The organism is Streptomyces sp. NPDC002004, assembly GCF_053593975.1.
The window spans coordinates 1-15,109 of sequence record NZ_JBSFDP010000024.1 but is presented as its reverse complement, the minus strand read 5'-3'; the positions used below and the strand labels follow the sequence as shown (position 1 = coordinate 15,109).

Here is a 15,109-nt window from a genome sequence, read left to right as displayed (position 1 = left end):
CGCGGTGTGGTCCAGGCATACGCTCCAGGGCGCTTTTGACAGGGCGCCCGGGACCGGGGGTCCTGGCCCACCGGGGTCGGTCCGGCGGCCGCCTCGCCGTACACGGTGTGCAGCCGCTGCGGAGGAGCTTGTCCGTCCGCAGCGGACGGACAAAAGACAAAGGCAAGGAGGTCACCCACTCCTTGCCACTCTCAACTTATAGCGCACAGGGGGCCTTGCGGCAAGGCCCGGGTCGTGCTGCACAATCTCCGACCGAAGCCAGAACCTGCGGAAATCAGGGATTCGCGTAGTGCATGCACTTTTGGGTGCATATGAGTCTCGTGGGGAGTCCAGCCGTGATGGGACTCGCCGTGCGGTTGCGGGCACTCGGCGCGGAGGCACGAGTGTGTGCGCCACCGGACTGCGCGGAGCGACTGGCAGACATGCAAGCCTGTTCAATGGGGGATTTCATGATCGACGTGATCATTGCCGGCGGCGGACCGACCGCCTTGATGCTGGCCGGCGAGTTGCGGCTGCACGGCGTGCACGTGCTCGTGCTGGAGAAGGAGGCGGAGCCGACCAGGATCGTCCGCGCGCTCGGCCTGCACGCGCGCAGCATCGAGGTGATGGACCAGCGCGGTCTGCTGGACCGGTTCCTCGCGCTCGGCCGGCAGTACCCGGTCGGCGGTTTCTTCGCCGCCATCAGCAAGCCGTCGCCGGACCGGTTGGACACCGCCCATGGGTACGTCCTCGGCATCCCGCAGACCACCACCGATCGCCTGCTGGCCGAGCACGCCACCGCGCTCGGCGCCGAGATCCGCCGCGGTTGCGAACTGGTCGGGCTGAGCCAGGACGACGATGGGGTGACCGCCGAGCTGGCCGACGGCACGCAGCTGCGCTCGCGCTACCTCGTCGGCTGCGACGGAGGCCGCAGCACGGTGCGCAAGCTGCTCGGAGTCGGCTTCCCCGGCGAGCCCAGCAGGGTCGACACGCTGCTGGGTGAGGTCGAGCTGACCGCGTCGCCGGAGACGCTGGCCGCCGTGATGGCCGAAGTCCGCAAGACCCAGAAGCGGTTCGGCTTCATGCCCCTCGAGGACGGGATCTACCGCGTCGTCGTGCCTGCCGCGGGGGTGGCCGAGGACCGCACGGTCCCGCCGACCCTCGAGGAGGTCAGGGAGCAGCTGCGGGCGACCGCGGGCACCGACTTCGGCGTGCACTCACCGCGCTGGTTGTCCCGCTTCGGCGACGCCACCCGGCAGGCCGAGCGCTATCGCGTCGGCCGGGTGCTGCTGGCGGGCGACGCCGCGCACGTCCACCCGCCGACCGGCGGGCAGGGGCTCAACCTCGGCATCCAGGACGCGTTCAACCTCGGCTGGAAACTGGCCGCCGAGGTCGGCGGCTGGGCGCCGGAGGGGCTGCTGGACAGCTACCACACCGAACGCCATCCGGTGGCCGCCGACGTGCTGACGAACACCCGCGCGCAGATGGAGCTGATGTCCCTCGAGCCGGGGGCCCGGGCAGTGCGCCGGCTGGTGTCGGAACTGATGGACTTCGAGGAGGTGAACCGGTACCTGACCGAGAAGATCATCGCGATCGGGATCCGCTACGACTTCGGCGAGGGGCATGAACTGCTCGGCCGGCGGCTGCGGGACGTGCAGCTGAAGCGGGGACGCCTCTACGGGGTGATGCACGGCGGCCGCGGGTTGCTGCTCGACCAGACCGGCCGGCTCTCGGTGGCGGGCTGGGCGGACCGGGTGGACCACGTCGTCGACGTCAGCGAGGAGCTGGATGTGCCCGCGGTACTGCTGCGGCCGGACGGTCACGTGGCATGGGTCGGTGAAGACCAGCAGGATCTGCTCGGCGTTCTGCCCACATGGTTCGGCGCTGCCGCCGTCTGAGCGCGCAGTCGTGGTTCGCAAGGTGGGACCTGTCTCCGGCCGAGTGCGGACCGGTCGGGTGCCGTGTCCTGCCGGCCTGAAGGCCCCGTGCAGGACGTCGACCTCGGAAAGATCAATCCCGGCCCGGACCAGGGTCAATTGATCCCCAGGGCCGGGGGACGACGCCTCTGGCTTCGTCCCCCGGCCCGTCGCCGATGTCGCGGGGTGCGCCGGTAGTGGCGCCCGGCTGACCTCGGGGTCCGCCCTGGTCGTCACCGTCCATCGGCGGCGGCCGGGGCCTTCGCCCGACCACGGGCGAGCCGCCAGATCTGGACCTCGCCGGTCTCGTCCGGAGCGAGGCGCTCCGCCGGGCGGCGGACATGCTCGGTGAAACCGAGGCGGGCGGGAACGGCGCGACTGGCACGGTTGGCCCGGTCGTGGACGACCTCGACGTGGTCGACGCCGGCGAGCCGGAAGGCCTGCTCCACCAGGGCGCGGGCGGATCGGGTCGCCACACCGCGGCCGGTGGCGGAAGGGTGTAGCCAGTAGCCGATCTCGTAGGCGTTGTCCGGGGTTTCCTCGTACCGGAACAGTCCGCAGGCGCCGACGATCGCCCCGTCCAGCACGATCGCGTAGGAGTACTCCTCGCCGTTCGCCCAGCACTCCGCGCGGTCGGCCAGGAAGTCGCTGGTCCTCGCCAGGCTGTGCTCGGCGACCCAGGGCATCCACGGGCGAAGGTGCTCCAGCGACTCCTCGATGACCTGGAAGAGCTCCGCCAGGTCCGCCTCGCCGTTGAAGCGGCGCAGCGTCACGCCGTCCAGCTCGATCACCTGCTGTGGAAGGTCCATGCCGGGAGAATCGTATGCGGCTGCCCCCGTCGCAACGGGATTTCGACCAACGCCCCGGTGCCGAAGCGGTCTTCGCCCTGTCGGTTGCGTGCCGGGCGGGTTGTGCGATCACAGGACTGGCGGATCGGTGCCGGTGCGCCGTCACTTCCGGGCGGTCGGGGGAGCCGGCCGACGGGTGTCCTCCCGGCGCATGCCGTCGTCGCCCGGCCGCACCCTGCTCGACCGGAAGCCGCATCCGCCCCTGTCACGAGGCGGGTTCGGCACTCCGGTGGCTGCTGAACACCGCGGGCGTCATCCAGCCGCGCAGCGTGGCGTGGATCGTCGAGCGGAACGTGGTCTCGGCCGTGGCGGTGTCGAGAGCCCCGGCCAGTTCGAGCGTGACGAGCCCATGCAGGGTCACCCAGAGCGAGAGAGCGATCAGCGTGGCGTCGCCCGCGAGGACGGACTCGCCGACGGCGCGCTCGATCGCCGCGAGGAGCGGACGGACGGGGTCACCGGTACCGACCGCGCCCGACGGGTCGAAGGACTGCACACCACCGAACAGCACGGTGTAGAGGTGGCTGTGTTCGCCTCCCCACTGCCGGTACGCGACGGCCAGCGCGTAGAGGTCGGCGACGGGGTCCTCGGACGTCGGGACCACCGACAGCTCCTGGAACAGGCCGGCGACCGCCCGGTCGCGCACCTCGTCGATCAGCGCGTCCTTGCCGTCGAACAGTGAGTACACCGCCGCCGTCGACGTCCCGGCCGCGGCGGCCAGGGCGCGGACCGTGACCGACTCGCGCGGACGGGTGGCGAACATCTCGGTCGCGCACGCCACAAGCCGCTCTCCGACGGCGTCGTCATTCGTTCTCGGCCTACCCACGGGCGCCAGCTTACGCGCTTTGGTAACATCGTTTTGAAACAGCGTTATGAAACCACGGGGGCCTGTCATGCCAACATCCGTCTTACGTCTCGTCCGTTTCGCAGGTCGCCTGGCTCTGGCCCTGGCTGCCGTGGCCGGGCTGGTCGTTCTCTTCCTCGCGGTGATCGTCCTCACGGACGGGGCCGGTTCGGGGCTCGTCGCATGGTCGACGACGCTCGGCGTCGCCACTGCCGCCGCCCTGTGGCGGGGCCGGCGCCGGACCTGGCGGGCACGGCTCGTGCCGTTCCTGCCGGTGGTGGTTGCGGGGGCGCTGACGGCATCGGTGTGCGTCCCGACCGTGCCCACGGCACGGACGTACCCGCCCGCCCTGCCGTTCGTGGCCACGCAGCACTGGAACCTGGCCACCGGCAGCCGGGTCGCGGTGTATCACTACGCGCCCGCGCACACCGGCGCCCGACACCGCGTTCCCTTCGTGTACCTCAACGGCGGACCGGTCCGCGGCATCTCGGTGCTCGACCACCGGTTCCTGCAACTCCTGGCACGACAGGGCTACGACGTCTACACCTACGAGCAGGCCGGCGGCGGACGGAGCGGCCTGCTTCCCATGGACCAGTACTCGATCTCCAGGTCGGTCCGCGATCTCGCCGCGTTCATCGACCACCTGGACAGGGGCAGGGTGGACGTCCTCGGATTCTCCTCCGGCGGGGCCGTGCTGACCCGTGCCCTGGCCGACCCGAGCGTCGCCGCACGCCTGCACCGGGCGGTCGTCGCCGAGCCCGGCCCGATGGACGGCCCCACCGCGCGGATCGCCGGACACAAGGGCCGGAAGTCCGCGCGGGGCATCGCTCCGGCCATGACCGGACCGCGGTCGACGCGTGTCCCCCGGTACGCCGTCGGACTCGGCCTCATGCGGCTCGGGCTCCTCACCCCCGACACCGGGCTGATCGGACAGGCCGAGGCCGACAACGCGTTCACGGCCGCCGATCTCGGCAGCGACACCGCATCCGCCTACTGCGCACGCGACGCGCACCGCATCCCCGTCGAGGACACGGCGCAGAACTTCACCTTCAGCCCGGCCGCCAGCCTTCGCATCCAGCAGACGGTCAGGGACACGCCCTCCGTCGCCCCGCGGCTGAGGCGCTCCCGGACCCCCGCCATGCTGATGATCGCCGAGTGCTCCTCCCAGGTCCGCCAATGGGAGACCGCCGTACTCGCCAACGACCCCGCAGTCCGGCGCACGCAGTACATGCCCGGAGTCGGGCACCACATGTGGAACGGCCTCGACGCCAACAACGAACGTGCCTGCGCTGTCATCACCGCGTTCCTCCAGGGCAGGCCGGCACCCCTGCCGAACTATCCGACACGCAGCGGGATCCCGGACTTTCTGCGGGACCACAGGTGACGGCGAACCGGCAGGCCAGGGCCGTCGACGTCCCGGCCGCGGGTGCCGGAAAGCGGGTCACCCTGTGCGCGACCAGGTCCCGGACTCCGGCGACGCCCACCGTCCGCGGAGTCGCCCCGGCGCCGGAGCCGGTCCCCGCTGCGTCGCTCAGGCCGTGCTCAGCGGATGAGTGGCGGTGGCGGACCGCGGAGGCCACGCCTGCGGCGAGAGGATGCCGAGGACATAGGCGCGGGCGACCAGCGCCGGACGGGTCGCGGCATCCAGGAGTTCACGCAGCCTGCTGAGGTGGTAGTCGACGGTCTGGCGCGACAGATGCAGCGATCCGGCGATCTCGGCGTTGCTCCGGCCCGCCGCGAGCAGGGCCAGTATGCGCACCTGGCTGGCCGTCAGCGGCGGGTGGGCCTCGTGTCGCAGCCCGAGATGCGTCACGACGGCCCACACGCTCGCCGCCCGGTCCGGTACACGACCCACCGTGGTGAGATGGACGCGGGCCCGGCGTACGCTCCCGTCCCTGTCGACGAGGACCGCCGGCATCTGGGCGCTCCTGCGCCGGCCGTCCACGAGGTCGTGCCAGACCCGGTGCAGTGCCGCACGCTCGGGCGTCTCGGCCAGCAGGGTGTCCGCCGGCAGTCCCACGAGATCGGACAGGCGGATGTTCAGGAGCTCGGCGACCGCGGTACCGGCCTCGACGACCAGGCCGTCGGCGGATATTCGGGCGCACGGCAGTCCGCTGTGGTCCCGCAGGGCTCGTAGGTCGTCCTCGGCCCGGCGCCGCTGGTCCAGCGCGTGGGTGTGGTCGGTGATGTCGACGTAGATTCCCGCCACGCAGCGGCGCGTGCCCCAGCGGACCGGGAACCGGTAACCCGCCGCATGCCCGCAGGATCCGTCGGACCGCCGGTAGGTGAGGGTGTGCCGCACCGGTTTGCCGCCGGACAGGACGTCCTGGTCCAGGGTGAGGAAGCGGACGGCGTCGTCGGGGGCGTCGACCTCGCCCAGGTGCCGGCCCACGATCTTGTCCCGTGTGGTGCCGTACAGATGGGCGTACGCGTGATTGGTCCATAAGTAGCGGCCCGTCGTGTCACGGACGAAGGCGGCGGCGGGAGTGAGATCGGCGAACGCCGCGTACAGCTCGGCCCCGTGGAAACGGCCGGCCACCTCGACCGCGGCTCCCCGGCTGCGGTCGAAGCCGTCGGCATGGAGGGCGGCCCAGTTCACGTCGAACATCCGGCCCTCGAACTGGACCTGCCGCGGGCCCTCGTGGCGGGTGGGGACCGTACCGCCGAGGTCCGTGCACACGGTGTCCAGGAAACGGCGGGCGGTGCGCTCGTCGTCGAAGGCGCCACCGCCGCTGTCGACCACTCCCAGCCGGCTGTCGGCCTCCCACCAGGACACCGGGAGGTGTGCGAGCAGCGACTTGAAATCAGCCTCGTCCACGGCCAACTCCTTCAGTTTTCTACCTTATTACGTTGAGTGACAAGTCATGCGTATCCCGTATCCGTGTCGCACATGCCCTCCCGGCGCGAGCCGCGTCGGGTCGCCCGCGGACCGCACGGTGCGGGCACTAGGGCATCACCGAACCTCCACATGCCGTCAAAGCCTTCTGGGAGTAGGGCATTTGCCTGAGACTTCGGGGCCCCACGCGTCGTGCGGGACGGCGCGCGACTGGTTCGCTTGAAGGAGAGCGCCGGGGCGCCCGGCCAGGAGCCGTCACTGCCCGGCCGTCGCGCCGTCGCGCACGGTGAATTCCGCGCACGTTCCCCCGAAGACAAAGGAGTTGGGTGTCGGTGAGCAAGGTGCTGTACGTGCATGCCAAGGGCGGCCCGCCGCTGGGTCACGCCCTGACGCGGGTGGCCGCGAGGTCCGCGGTGCACCTGCTGGCACTCAGCGAACTCCCTGCCACGGTCGCCGCGGAAGCGGGCCGGCTGTGCGCATCGGTCGTCACCCCCGGCGCCGAGCAGCGGCGCGACCTGGTGGAGCTCATTGCCGACCGGGCCCGCGAGGTGGGCGCGGGAGCCGTCGTCACGTTCTCCGAGTACGCCGTGGTGGCGGTTGCCGAGGCCTCGCGCCGACTCGGGCTCGCCGGGGCAGGCGAAGCCTCGGCGCTCGCCCGTGACAAGCGGCTGATGCGGGACACCTGGGAGCGGCACGGCATACCGCAGCCCCGGTTCCGTGCCGTCGCATCCGCCGGCGAACTGCGCTCGGCCGCCCAGGACCTGCGTTTCCCGCTGCTGCTCAAGGCCGCCTGGAGCGCCGGCTCGACGGCCCACCAGATCATCCGCACACCCGGCGAGGTCGAGACGGCCTGGAGGCGCTCCGGCTCCGTCATGGCCGAGTCCGCACAGCTCGGCTACGCGGAGCTCCATGTCGCCGGAGCGGATGCGGACTTCATCGTCGAGGAGATCGTCACGGGCTGCGCCGAGGAGTGGTTCGAGGGCACCGGCTGGGGCGACTACGTCAGCGTCGAAGGGGTCGTCGTCGACGGCGTCTTCCGGCCGGTCTGCCTGAGCGGACGCATGCCGACGGTGGCACCGTTCACCGAGCGCGCCGGGATCACGCCGGCCGCGCTGGACGCGGAGGCGCAGCAGCGGGTCGTGGACCTGGCCCGGCGTGCCGTGGACGCCCTCGGTCTGGAGAACTGCGGCACCCACACGGAGATCAAGCTGGGTGCCGACGGCCGTATGTGGGTGATCGAGACGGCGGCTCGGTTCGGCGGGGCGATGACCGTGCCGCAGATCGAGGAGGTCTTCGGCCTCGACCTGGTCGGCATGTTCACCGATCAGCTCCTCGGCCGGCCGGTCGCGTGGCCCGCTCACGCCCTGCGGCCCGACGAGGCCGCCGGTGCCGCGGGTTCGCTCGTGGTGCTCGCGGTCGACGGCGACGGCGAGCCCTGGGCGAGCCGGCACCGGTGGGACTCCTCCGCGGTCGTACGGTCCGCGCCGCTCAGTACGGGCAGCACCCTGTCCGTCGTCGCCGAGAGCTCGGTGCCGGACGGGACGGCCGTTCCCGTCTACGACCCCGCCGCCGGGGCGAACACCATGGCCGCCCTGTGCCTGCTGTCCGCGGACGACCCGCAGACGGTCGTCGGCGACTTCGCCGCGCTGGTCGACGCCCTGCCGCGCCTGCTGCCCACCGCCGTCACCGAGGGGGCGTCGGCATGACCACCGTACTGAGCGAGGCGGGTGTGCCGGACGCCGCGGGCGACCGCACCGTCGTCGGCGCCAACCTGTCGCTGCCGCTGTTCCGCACCCTCTCAGGGGTGCTGGCGGGACACCCGTACCTGAAGGTCGTCGTCGACCGTGACGAGGGCACCTGGCATCTTCTCGACACCCGCGTCCACCCGTTCCACGTCAACTACATCGCGACCCGTGTCCTCGGCATGAGTCTGACGGACCTCGACGAGGACCTCGACGCGTTCAACGCCTCCGTCTACATGGATCCCGAGCGCCGGTTCCTGCTCGGGGTGCTGTCCCTGCACACGGAGGACGACAGCGACGGCCGGGAGCGTCCCTTCCTGGTCCTGGAGACGACCGAGGCGGACACCATGCAGGGCGGCCTGCTGGAGGAGTTCTACCTCTTCGTACGCGGCAGGGTCGACGGCCGGCTCCCGTTGCTGCTGAAGCCCGCCAACCACGGCCAGGAGCACGAGCTGGCCCAGGTCAGCGAGGTGCGGGTGCCGCGGATCCTCAGCCATGAGCTCTTCGGCAACCGCACCCGCACCAGCCTGAACCCGGGGGAGGCCCGCGGCCGGCTGCGCCGCTTCCGCACCCAGAAGGAGTACGAGGCCGCCGCGGACGGGCTGGGCTGGTCGGACATCGTCGCGATGGCGTGCCTGCCCGACGACGTGCCCCGCGTCGCCGGATTCATCAACACCGCGCCCATCACCCCGCTCTCGCACACCAACGTGCTGGCCACGGGCTGGGGCATCCCCAACGCGATCGTCCGCGACCTGGACGACCTGGTGGACAAGGACGGCCTGGACGGCGCCTGGGTCCGGTACCGGGTGCAGGAGGACGAGATCACCCTGACGCCCCTGGCGTCCCCACCGGTTCTGGAGCAGCCGACCTGGCACCAGCAGCGCATACGACTGCAGACGCCGCTGCTGGAGGACGCGCCCGTGCTCGACCTGCACCGGCTGCGCCGCTCGGACCGCGACTGCTACGGCACCAAAGCGGCCAACCTCGGGGAACTGCACCACGTCCTCGACAGCCGCACCGCCGACCTGACCGCGTTCTACGCACGCCCGCGACCGCCGCGCGCCGACCTGCTCGCCCATCTCGCGACCCGGCTCGGCGAACCGGGGGCCACCCCGGAGCGACTGCGCACGGCCGCCGCCGAGCGCGTGGCACGCACGGTCCTGGCGCCCGAGGGGGTGGCACTGCCGTTCTGCCTCCAGCACGCGTTCCTGACCTCGTCGGCCGCCCTGCAGCAGGGCATCGGCAAGCTCAAGATGGCGCTGGAGCTCGAGGCGTTCGACGTGATCGACCCGCTGTGCCTGCATCTTCAGCAGTTGGTGCGCCACACGCCCATGCCGGACGAGGTGGCACGGCTGATCACCGGGTCCGTCCCCGTGCCGCTCGCCTCGGGCAGCCGCCTGGTGGTGCGCTCCTCCTCGAACGCCGAGGACCTGCCCGGCTTCTCGGCGGCCGGGATCTACGACTCGGTGACCACCGTGCGCGGCGCCGAGGAACTCCTGGAGGCGGTGCGCCAGGTATGGGCGTCACTGCTGTCGCCGCGCAGCGTGCGGCTGCGCCACCAGTCGGGGATCTCCCTCGACGACACCTACATGGGCGTCATCGTCCAGGAGTACGCCGACGCGGAACTGGGCGGTGTCCTGGTGACCTGCAACCCGACACGGCGCGAGGACTTCCGCAACGTCTACCTCAACTGCACCCCGGGCTCACCCGAGAGCGTCGTCGACGGCACGACCCTGCCGCAGCAGTACCTCTACAACACGGTCGAGGGGGGCGGGCGTACCGTCGCCGTCGGCTCGGCGGGCGCGGACCTTCCGACGGCCACGCGGGCCGGGCTTGCCGAGCTGGCCCTGACGGGGCGTCTGCTGCAGTCCCACTTCAGCGAGGACGACGCGGACGACGCCCTCGACATCGAGTGGCTGATGACGGCGGACGGCACGTTCCGCCTGGTCCAGATCCGCCCCTACGCCCGATGAGGCGCCGTATGACGTCCCTGTGGCCCTCCCGCGCGTCCGGACCCGCGCCGAGCCCGGCGGCCCGCCGCATCATCCGCCTCAACAACGGCTTCCAGCTCCTGTTCAACCTCCTGTGGTGGATGCCCGTCTTCTACGCCTACCAGCGTGACGCGGGCCTGTCCGACGGCCAGATCTTCGGCATCCAGAGCATCTACTACGTCGCCTTCTGCCTGTTCGAGATCCCCACCGGGATCGTCGCCGACCGCATCGGCGCCCGCAACTGTCTGCGAGCGGGGGCCGTGGTGATGACCGCGGCGAACCTGGCTCCCGTGTTCGCCCCCTCGTACACGGGCTTCCTGGCGCACTTCCTCGCCATCGCCCTGGGCCGTTCCCTCACCTCGGGAGCGGCGAGCGCCTACCTCTACGACGGCCTGAGCGCCGAGGGGGCCGAAGCGCACTACCTGAAGGCGGAAGGCACGGCGCGCGCCCTCGGGCTCGCCGCAAAGGTCGTGTGCTGGCCGCTCGTCGGGCCGCTGATGCTCCTGGCTCCGCAGGCTCCCTACGTGCTCAGCGCCGCAAGCGCCGCCGGCTCCCTGGGCTGCGCCCTCGCCCTGCCGCGCCTCGCCCCGCGCGGCGACGGCGCGGGGGCGCCGCCGGGAAAGCGGCAGGGCGGCGCGCTCCTGCACGACGTCGGCGCGGCCTTCCGCTGTCTGCGGGCATCACCGTGGCTCGCACTGCTGATGGTGCAGGGCGTCGCGGTGTTCACGCTCTCGCGCATCTGCCAGGTCAACCTGTTCCAGCCGGTGCTGCTGGACCACGGCATCGGCGAGAGCGCGCACGGGGGAGTGCTCGCGGCGATGACGGTCGCCGAGGCGGTGACCTCGGCCCGCCCCCAGTGGCTGGGCGGCCGGATACGACCGGTGGTGTGGGTGTCCCTGCTGAGCATGGCACTCGCCGCCACCCTGGCGGGCATCGCCGTCGGCGGTCCGTGGTCCGTCGTCGCACTGCTCTGTGTGTTCGCCGCGATCACCGGCCTCGTCTATCCGGTGCAGCGCAAGCTCATCAACGACGCCATCCCGGCGCACGCCCCCCGCGCCACCCTGCTGTCCGTGGAGAGCATCGTGGACCGCGGTGTGTGCGCCCTGGCAGCCGTCGCGGTGGGCGCGTACCTGGCGGCGGGCCGCCTGGACGCACTGCTGTGGCAGAGCGCCGCGGTGACAGTCGTGCTGATGTCGGCGCTCCATCTGGTGCTGGGCCGTGGCGTGGCGGCCGGCAGGACCGGCGGCCGCGCCGGAACGGTACGGCGGACGGACGAGCCGGTGCCGGCCGCCGCGCACGAGGGCAGGAGGTGACCGCCGCCGCGCACGAGGGCGGCAGGTGACCGCCGCTGCCCCGTCGGCCCTGGCGCCGGATACGGGGCGACCACGCACCGTGGCCGGAATGGAACCGGAGGTTCCGATACCGAATCGCGACCGTCCCGGGGTTTTCCGTACCGCGCGGCAGGCAAGTCGAGCGGCATGGACAACACCCGCGAGCCCGTACCCCTCAACGACCCCTACGCCGACGGCCGGCCCTACCGCCCCACCCGGGACGGTGCCGGAGCGAACCGAGCGGCCCTGGCCATCCACACCGTCGCAGACATCGCCGCGGCCTTTCTGGGGCTGTGGATCCTGCTCTATCTGCTCGAAGCCAATCAGGCCAATGTCTTCGTCGACTTCGTGCACGGCACGGCGGACTGGCTCGCCTGGTGGTCCCAGGACATCTTCACCATGGACACCGAGTGGCTGAGGGTCCTCCTCAACTTCGGGCTGCCCGCTGTCATCTACCTGCTCGTCGGCCATGGACTGGCCGCGCGACTACGGCGCGTCTGAGGCGTCGCACCCACCCGGGTACACCGTTCGTGGACAAGCCCTCGGCCCGAGCTCGCTGCTCGGGCCGAGGGCTCTGTCCGCCGTGCGGCAGCCCGCAACGCCGGGACGAGCGCCGCCATGGTTCGTATGCCGTCGGCGCGTACGGGAGCGGCGGCCGGTTCAGGAAGGCGCGCCGCCCAGGACTTCCACCTTGCCGGTGTCCAGCGAGTAGTAGGCGCCGACCACGGCCAGGGCGCCCTTCGCCACGAGAGGGGCGAGGTCGTGGTTGGACCGCAGATCGGTCGCGGTCAACGTGACCTGGGCGCGGGCCATGGTCTCGACCGGGTCGGCGGCGCCCTCCCGGACCGCCTGCTCGTACGCCGGCTGGAGAGCCTTCACGATCGCCTGGAGATTGCCGGTCAGCGGCTTGCCGTCGCGAAGGGACTTGTACGCCGCCGCGACGGCGCCGCAGCGCTGATGTCCGAGGACCATGACGAGCGGGGTGCCACTGGTCAGGGGTCCGTACTCGACGGAACCGGTGACCACCGGATCGATGGCCTCCCCGCCCGTGCGCATCACATACAGGTCGCCCAGCCCGGTGTCGAAGACGAGTTCAGGCGGAACCCGGGAGTCGATGCAGGAGAGGATCGCCCCGAAGGGCTCCTGCGCCTGGGCGACGAATTCACGCCGGTCCGGATCCCGGTCGGGGTGTTCGAGGTCTCCGCTCACCCAGCGCTCGTTGCCCTGCATCAGCCGCGAGAAGGCTGCGGCGGGTGTGGTCGGCCGCGGCTGCGGCGTCGCGCTGCCGGATGACGTTTCCGCCGCCATCGACGCGGCCCTTGTCGAGGTGCACCCCGCGAGTACGGCCGTGACGCCCGCAAGTCCACCGGCAAGCACGGCTCTACGCTCCGGACGTCCTGCCCTGCCCATCGGTCGTTCCTCTCGCCGCGGCTTCGCTGCGTTGATGCTTCTCGACCAGGGCCATGGTCGGCGTCATGCGGGTGCCCGGGCGGCAGGCGCAAGCGGGCACGCGCGACTTTGCCACCGATGGCCCACAGGGGCCGTTTCGAGCCGGAGCACCACGACGGAGCCGACTCCTGCCGCTGCGCGTGTCCGCGTACCGCTCGCTCCGTCGGCTTTTTTGGCGATGAGCAGCCATTGGCCACGGGAGGTGTTCGTGCCCTTCAGGGGGAGGGAAGTCCTGTTACGCACTTTCGGGTGAAGGCCTCGGGCGAGGTGGGGTGGCGCGCCCTGGCGGATGATCGCCGTCGCTCAGCGCCGGCACGGCGCGTGGACCTTCCCGACCGTCAACCTGGTGCGTTCGGTGTATAAATGGACATTGCATTTGCGTGTCACGGATACGTGGGTGAACGGTAAAGCAGTTCACGTATCTCTCACACCGTCTGCAAACGGGCGGCACAGTGTGTGTTCTCGGCCATCGAGGCCGGGATCCGCACCAGCAGCCCCCAGGTGGCCGTTTGCGCCGTGGGTGGGGGCTGCCTGTACCGAGGGGGTACTCATGTCCGCTTCCACGTCCGCCCGTCGCATCACTGCTGCCGCCATGGTGGCCGGCGCTCTGGTCGGGGCCGCCGCCGTGCCGGCGTCCGCCGACCACCACGGCCCGTGGCGGGACCGGCCGCAGGTCGAGATCAGCCACGTGCAGTACGACTCCCCGGGCCACGACGACCGCAGCCTGCGCTCCCTGAACCACGAGTGGGTCGACATCAGCAACACCACCCGCCGCACGGTCGACCTCGACGGCTGGACCCTCTCCGCCCGTGACGGTCGGACCTACACCTTCCATCACCTGCGCCTGATGGGGTATGACACGGTCCGCGTCCACTCCGGCATGGGCCACGACACGTACCGTGACGTCTACCAGGACCGCCGCTTCTATGTGTGGGACAACTACTCGGACACGGCCACCCTGCGCAACGACCACGGCCGCATCGTCGACGCCGTCTCCTGGGGCACCCGCCGTCACCACTGATCCGGCCGCAGGGCGGGATGATCCGGAGGGCCGGATGCGGTCCGTGAGGGTCTGAATCAAGGGCGTGCCGCACTTGCAAGGGGTGCGGCACGCCTCTTTTCGTGTGCGTTCGGGCGCCCTCGCATCACTGAGTGCGGCGGGGTGGGGGGCGCCTTTCCTGTGCCCTTCCCTGTGAGGTCGGTGCAAGTGCGCAGCAAGGCCCGCGAGTTGCGGCGCCGCATCGGGACCTGGTCGTTCGCGGTGGCGGACCGAGGCGGTCGCGCCGGGTCGCGTGGGGGAGTGAGGTTCAAAGGATGGCAATGGTCGGGCAAAATACTTGTCATGTACACGCAACGCGCGTAGCGAGAGGCACAAGTGTGCGGTTTCCTCGAAGGCGTCTCTCCAACCCCCCACATTCTTGGAGACTTTCATGCCTCGTGCTGTTCTTGGCCTGTCCGCGTCCGCCCTCATAGTCGTCGGCCTCGCTGCTGCACCGGCTTCGGCGGAGCCGCCGGCGCCGCCGTCGACGGCGACCGCCCGCGCGGAGCTGGCCGCCCTGACCGTTGCCACGCCGCACTCCATGGACGGATACGCACGCGACAAGTTCGAGATCTGGTCCAAGCAGCCCGACGGCTGTACGACCCGTCAGGACGTCCTCGCCCGGGACGGCAAGGACGTCCAGGACAAGCCGGACCACTGCCAGCCGGAGAGCGGCTCGTGGTACTCCGTCTACGACGACAAGACCGTCACCGACGTCGCCCAGGCCACCATCGACCATATGGTCCCGCTCGCCGAAGCCTGGCGCTCCGGCGCCGACAACTGGACCGCCGACCAGCGCAAGGCGTTCGGCAACGACCTCAAGGACCCCCAGCTGCTCATCGCCTCTGAGTCCTCCAACAGCTCCAAGAGCGACAGCGGCCCCGCCGACTGGAAGCCCACCAACCATGCCTTCTGGTGCACCTACGCCAAGGACTACACCCACGTCAAGTCGGTGTGGAAGCTGACCACCACCGACGACGAGAAGAAGGCCCTGGGCTCAATGCTCGACACCTGCACCAACTGAACGCGCTGCACATCCGGTGTGCGAGGTGATCGCCGGACTCGGTTCCGGCGGTCGCCCGGTGGCCCGGTCGCCCCCGGGCGCCCCGCCCCCCCCGCGCCCCCCCCCCCCCCCCC

The 15,109-nt window shown here is 71.1% G+C and carries 12 protein-coding genes; 8 read left to right on the top strand and 4 right to left on the bottom strand.

Annotation, left to right across the window (positions count from 1 at the left end; translation table 11 throughout):
• Positions 1-449 precede the first annotated feature (449 nt).
• On the top strand, positions 450-1,877 hold the full coding sequence (gene rox / locus ACWCP6_RS27060; protein WP_450935174.1) for a rifampin monooxygenase: 1,428 nt from the start codon (positions 450-452) through the stop codon (positions 1,875-1,877).
• 251 nt (positions 1,878-2,128) lie between these two features.
• Here the strand turns inward: rox and ACWCP6_RS27055 are convergent, their stop codons facing one another.
• Both ACWCP6_RS27055 and ACWCP6_RS27050 read right to left on the bottom strand, forming a co-directional pair.
• Positions 2,129-2,704 carry a GNAT family N-acetyltransferase gene (locus ACWCP6_RS27055; protein WP_450935173.1) on the bottom strand — a complete coding sequence of 192 codons (576 nt, stop codon included), beginning with the start codon at positions 2,702-2,704 and terminating at the stop codon, positions 2,129-2,131.
• Between the two features lie 244 nt (positions 2,705-2,948).
• Positions 2,949-3,566, bottom strand: a complete 618-nt coding sequence (locus ACWCP6_RS27050) for a TetR-like C-terminal domain-containing protein (protein WP_450935172.1) — start codon at positions 3,564-3,566, stop codon at positions 2,949-2,951.
• A gap of 67 nt (positions 3,567-3,633) precedes the next feature.
• Here ACWCP6_RS27050 and ACWCP6_RS27045 point away from each other — a divergent pair, with 67 nt between their 5' ends.
• Positions 3,634-4,968: an alpha/beta fold hydrolase gene (locus ACWCP6_RS27045; protein ID WP_450935171.1), complete on the top strand. Its 1,335-nt coding sequence runs from the start codon at positions 3,634-3,636 to the stop codon at positions 4,966-4,968.
• A 147-nt stretch (positions 4,969-5,115) separates the two neighbouring features.
• Here ACWCP6_RS27045 and ACWCP6_RS27040 read toward each other — a convergent pair whose 3' ends face one another.
• Positions 5,116-6,402 carry a PAS domain S-box protein gene (locus tag ACWCP6_RS27040; RefSeq protein WP_450935170.1) on the bottom strand — a complete coding sequence of 429 codons (1,287 nt, stop codon included), beginning with the start codon at positions 6,400-6,402 and terminating at the stop codon, positions 5,116-5,118.
• Positions 6,403-6,752: 350 nt separating this feature from the next.
• Between ACWCP6_RS27040 and ACWCP6_RS27035 the strand changes: the two genes are divergently transcribed.
• From ACWCP6_RS27035 to ACWCP6_RS27020, 4 genes are all read left to right on the top strand, one after another.
• Entirely contained in the window at positions 6,753-8,126 is a 1,374-nt protein-coding gene (locus tag ACWCP6_RS27035; RefSeq protein ID WP_450935169.1) for an ATP-grasp domain-containing protein, read from the top strand.
• Entirely contained in the window at positions 8,123-10,135 is a 2,013-nt protein-coding gene (locus ACWCP6_RS27030) for a PEP/pyruvate-binding domain-containing protein (RefSeq protein WP_450935168.1), read from the top strand. The genes ACWCP6_RS27035 and ACWCP6_RS27030 overlap by 4 nt, the downstream gene beginning before the upstream one ends.
• A gap of 8 nt (positions 10,136-10,143) precedes the next feature.
• A complete protein-coding gene (locus ACWCP6_RS27025) occupies positions 10,144-11,466 on the top strand; it encodes an MFS transporter (protein WP_450935167.1) in 1,323 nt (440 codons plus the stop codon).
• 165 nt (positions 11,467-11,631) lie between these two features.
• Positions 11,632-11,985 (top strand): hypothetical protein, encoded by a 354-nt coding sequence (locus ACWCP6_RS27020; RefSeq protein WP_450935166.1) that lies wholly within the window; start codon positions 11,632-11,634, stop codon positions 11,983-11,985.
• Between the two features lie 159 nt (positions 11,986-12,144).
• On the opposite strand, the gene ACWCP6_RS27015 is transcribed toward ACWCP6_RS27020, so the two are convergent.
• Entirely contained in the window at positions 12,145-12,792 is a 648-nt protein-coding gene (locus ACWCP6_RS27015; protein ID WP_450935165.1) for a carbonic anhydrase, read from the bottom strand.
• A gap of 691 nt (positions 12,793-13,483) precedes the next feature.
• Here ACWCP6_RS27015 and ACWCP6_RS27010 point away from each other — a divergent pair.
• Both ACWCP6_RS27010 and ACWCP6_RS27005 read left to right on the top strand, forming a co-directional pair.
• Complete coding sequence (locus tag ACWCP6_RS27010) at positions 13,484-13,954, top strand: lamin tail domain-containing protein (RefSeq protein WP_450935164.1); 471 nt, start codon at positions 13,484-13,486, stop codon at positions 13,952-13,954.
• Positions 13,955-14,363: 409 nt separating this feature from the next.
• Positions 14,364-14,996 (top strand): GmrSD restriction endonuclease domain-containing protein, encoded by a 633-nt coding sequence (locus ACWCP6_RS27005; RefSeq protein WP_450935163.1) that lies wholly within the window; start codon positions 14,364-14,366, stop codon positions 14,994-14,996.
• The last annotated feature ends 113 nt before the right edge of the window (positions 14,997-15,109 follow it).

Excerpts from the sequence above, each read along its gene's own strand:
- ACWCP6_RS27020 (WP_450935166.1), top strand. The coding sequence starts at position 11,632 with ATGGACAACACCCGCGAGCCCGTACCCCTCAACGACCCCTACGCCGAC.
- ACWCP6_RS27005 (WP_450935163.1), top strand. The coding sequence starts at position 14,364 with ATGCCTCGTGCTGTTCTTGGCCTGTCCGCGTCCGCCCTCATAGTCGTC.
- ACWCP6_RS27030 (WP_450935168.1), top strand. The coding sequence starts at position 8,123 with ATGACCACCGTACTGAGCGAGGCGGGTGTGCCGGACGCCGCGGGCGAC.
- ACWCP6_RS27015 (WP_450935165.1), bottom strand. The coding sequence starts at position 12,792 with ATGGCGGCGGAAACGTCATCCGGCAGCGCGACGCCGCAGCCGCGGCCG.
- ACWCP6_RS27055 (WP_450935173.1), bottom strand. The coding sequence starts at position 2,704 with ATGGACCTTCCACAGCAGGTGATCGAGCTGGACGGCGTGACGCTGCGC.
- ACWCP6_RS27045 (WP_450935171.1), top strand. The coding sequence starts at position 3,634 with ATGCCAACATCCGTCTTACGTCTCGTCCGTTTCGCAGGTCGCCTGGCT.
- rox (WP_450935174.1), top strand. The coding sequence starts at position 450 with ATGATCGACGTGATCATTGCCGGCGGCGGACCGACCGCCTTGATGCTG.
- ACWCP6_RS27025 (WP_450935167.1), top strand. The coding sequence starts at position 10,144 with ATGACGTCCCTGTGGCCCTCCCGCGCGTCCGGACCCGCGCCGAGCCCG.
- ACWCP6_RS27010 (WP_450935164.1), top strand. The coding sequence starts at position 13,484 with ATGTCCGCTTCCACGTCCGCCCGTCGCATCACTGCTGCCGCCATGGTG.